2 protein-coding genes are annotated in these 2640 nt (G+C 63.6%); both read left to right on the top strand.

The genetic code is table 11. From position 1 onward, the window contains the following. On the top strand, nt 1-726 hold a 726-nt coding region (atpG, locus tag GXH28_RS15845), incomplete at its 5' end, for an ATP synthase F1 subunit gamma (RefSeq protein WP_169239975.1). Between the two features lie 77 nt (nt 727-803). Next, nucleotides 804-2621 (top strand): glycosyltransferase family 39 protein, encoded by a 1818-nt coding sequence (locus GXH28_RS15840; protein WP_169239974.1) that lies wholly within the window; start codon nt 804-806, stop codon nt 2619-2621. Nucleotides 2622-2640: the final 19 nt, after the last annotated feature.

Here is a 2640-nt window from a genome sequence, read left to right as displayed (position 1 = left end):
CTCGCCGGCGGCGAGACCAAGCATCCGCTGCTCACCAACCGCGAGCAGGTCAACGGCGCCGCCATCATCCTGATCTCCGGCGATCGCGGCCTGGCCGGCGCGTTCAACAGCAACGTCTCCCGCGCTGCGTTCAACTTCGCGCGCGACTACGGCAAGCCGGTGCGCTATATCCCCATCGGTAAGAAGGGACGCGACTTCATCTATCGCCGCGGCGGCAAGATCGCCGCCGACTTCTCCGGCATGCCGGCGCGCCCGACGCTGCTGGACACCACGCCGGCAACGCGCGCCGCGATTGACGACTTCCTCACCGGCGTGGTGGACGAGGTGTATCTGATTTACACCGAGTTCATCAGCGCGACGCAGCAAAAGCCGGTCATCAAGCGGCTTCTGCCCCTGGCGCCCGAGGCGATCGCGCCGGACCAAGCTCACGCCGGGCCGCGCCCGGCCTATGAATTCGAGCCCGGGCCGGCGGAGATCCTGAACACGCTGCTCCCACGCTTGACCGAAATGCAGGTATATCAGGCCGTGCTTGAGTCGCTGGCCAGCTTCTATACCGCGCAGCGCATCGCCATGCGCAACGCCACCGATAACGCATCCGACCTGATCGTCGCCTATACGCTGAGCTACAACAAAGCGCGCCAGGCCGGCATTACCAACGAGCTGCTCGACATCGCCGGCGGCGCGGAGGCGCTGCGCCAAGCCATGCAGGAGGCGGCTAAGGCCTAATCTGGTCGTTTGAAAGTCGTCATGCCGGCATAGGCTGCTGACCCGCTTGATTGCGCTATGCTTGTAACTTGCGCATCATGGATCTCGTGCAAGCTACGCCTGCACCGGCAAAGTCAACGAAGACAATCGGCATCGCTGTGCGAACGGCGCGCTATGTCCCGCTCATCGCGGCGATGGCCATCTTTCTTGCCTTCTCGCTGCACCAATTGCATCTGCCCGGCTTGTACTACGACGAGGCGCTCGATCTGGCGCCGATGTTGGATCTGATGCAAGGCCGGCAGCCGGAGCTGCTACGCGGCATCGGCATTGGCCACTTCCCGGTCATGCTGCTCGATTACATGGGCAGCCTGGGCGGCTACATCACGCTGCCCTTCATGGGGTTGTTGGGGCCGGGCTACGTGGCGGCGCGCGCGCAGCCCATTTTCTTCTCCTGCGTCACAATCGTGCTGGCTTGGATGTTGGCGCGCCGCTGGTTCGGCTATGGTGTTGCATCGGTGACTGTGCTATTGCTGGCAGTGAACCCCTCCTTCATCTGGTTCAGCCGGCAGGGCATCAGTGTGACAAGTGTGATGACCGTGTTCTCGATCGGCTCGCTGTTGTTGCTCGACGAGGTGGTTCGCACAGAGAGCCAGTCGTCCAGTGCCAAAGGTCGAGCCTTGGCTTTGGCCGCCGGCGTGCTGATCGGCCTGGGGCTGTGGGCCAAATTGCTGTTCCTGCGCTGGGTGATCGTGTTGATCGTCATCGGCGCGGTGTTCTTGTTCACGCGCAGCCGTGAAGCGCGACGCACCCAGAGCCAGCGCGAACACCTGATCGCGCTCGCGCCGGCGCTGCTGTGTGCACTGGCCGGCGTGCTGCTCGGCGCGCTGCCGCTGATCTACTACAACCTGGCCGGCCTGATCCGCGATGGTCAGGCTTGGACGGTCACGCTCCTGCTCGATTCGCTCACGCGCCCCACGCAGCAGTTCGGCGTGAACAACCTGGATTTCCTACACAATATTCAGAAGGCCGTTGACGACGCGCGCGTATTCGTGGACGGCAGCTACTTCTGGTACAACGGCGTGCCGTTCAGCAACGTCTATGCCGTGCCGTCGCTGATCCTCAGCGCAACCGTCGGCGGAGCCCTGGCGATCATCCGCGGGCGCGGGCTGGGCGAGCTGCCACCGGCGCAGCAGGGTCGGCGCGACGAAGCGCGCCGGTTCTTCGCGATCCTGGCGAGCATGGCTACCCTGGTTGTGCTGGGCGCGTTCACCGTCTCCGGCCTGTGGTCCACCCATCAGTTCATCATGTTGCCCCTGCCGCAGTTGATGGTGGCCTGCGCGGCGATGTGGTTGGCGGAGTTCGTCACAGGCTTCGTGACACGGGGACACGAGGACACGGGGACACGGAGACAAGGGGACACGGAGACAAAGAGAAATCGCCTGGTCGCCTTGTCGTCCCTTCTCCTTGTCTCTCTGCTTCTGGCGCTGCCTGTCAGCCGAGACGTGTGGGTGAACGAGCAGCACCACGCGACCCTGGCGCGCACCGGCGGCTCGGGGCGCTTCTCGGACGCAATCTACAAGCTGGCCGACTGGCTCGATGCCAATGGCGTGCACGAGCCGGTTGCGCTGGACTGGGGCATCGAGAAGAACCTGCGCGTGTTGACGGCAGATCGTGTGCGCCCGGTAGAGATTTTCGGTTTCTCGGAGCAGGCCGACGAAGGCTTCCGCCGACGCGCCGCCGAGATGCTGCAGGATCCCAACCGGCGCTACATCGTGCTCTGGGAGCGGTTTGCCGTTTATAATCGCCGAAAAGACTTCACCGAAATCGCGAATCGGATGGGCCGGCAGGTGGTCGAAACCTTCATTGCACATGAGCGGAGCGGCCTGCCCGTGTATGTGGTGCTAGAGGCCAGATAACGAGACGCGATCGAAATAT

The sequence above is a fragment of the Candidatus Roseilinea sp. NK_OTU-006 genome, from assembly GCF_012931985.1.
GTDB lineage: Bacteria > Chloroflexota > Anaerolineae > J036 > Brachytrichaceae > JAAFGM01.
Note: the sequence above shows the minus strand (reverse complement) of the source record. Positions and strands in the feature narration are given on the sequence as shown.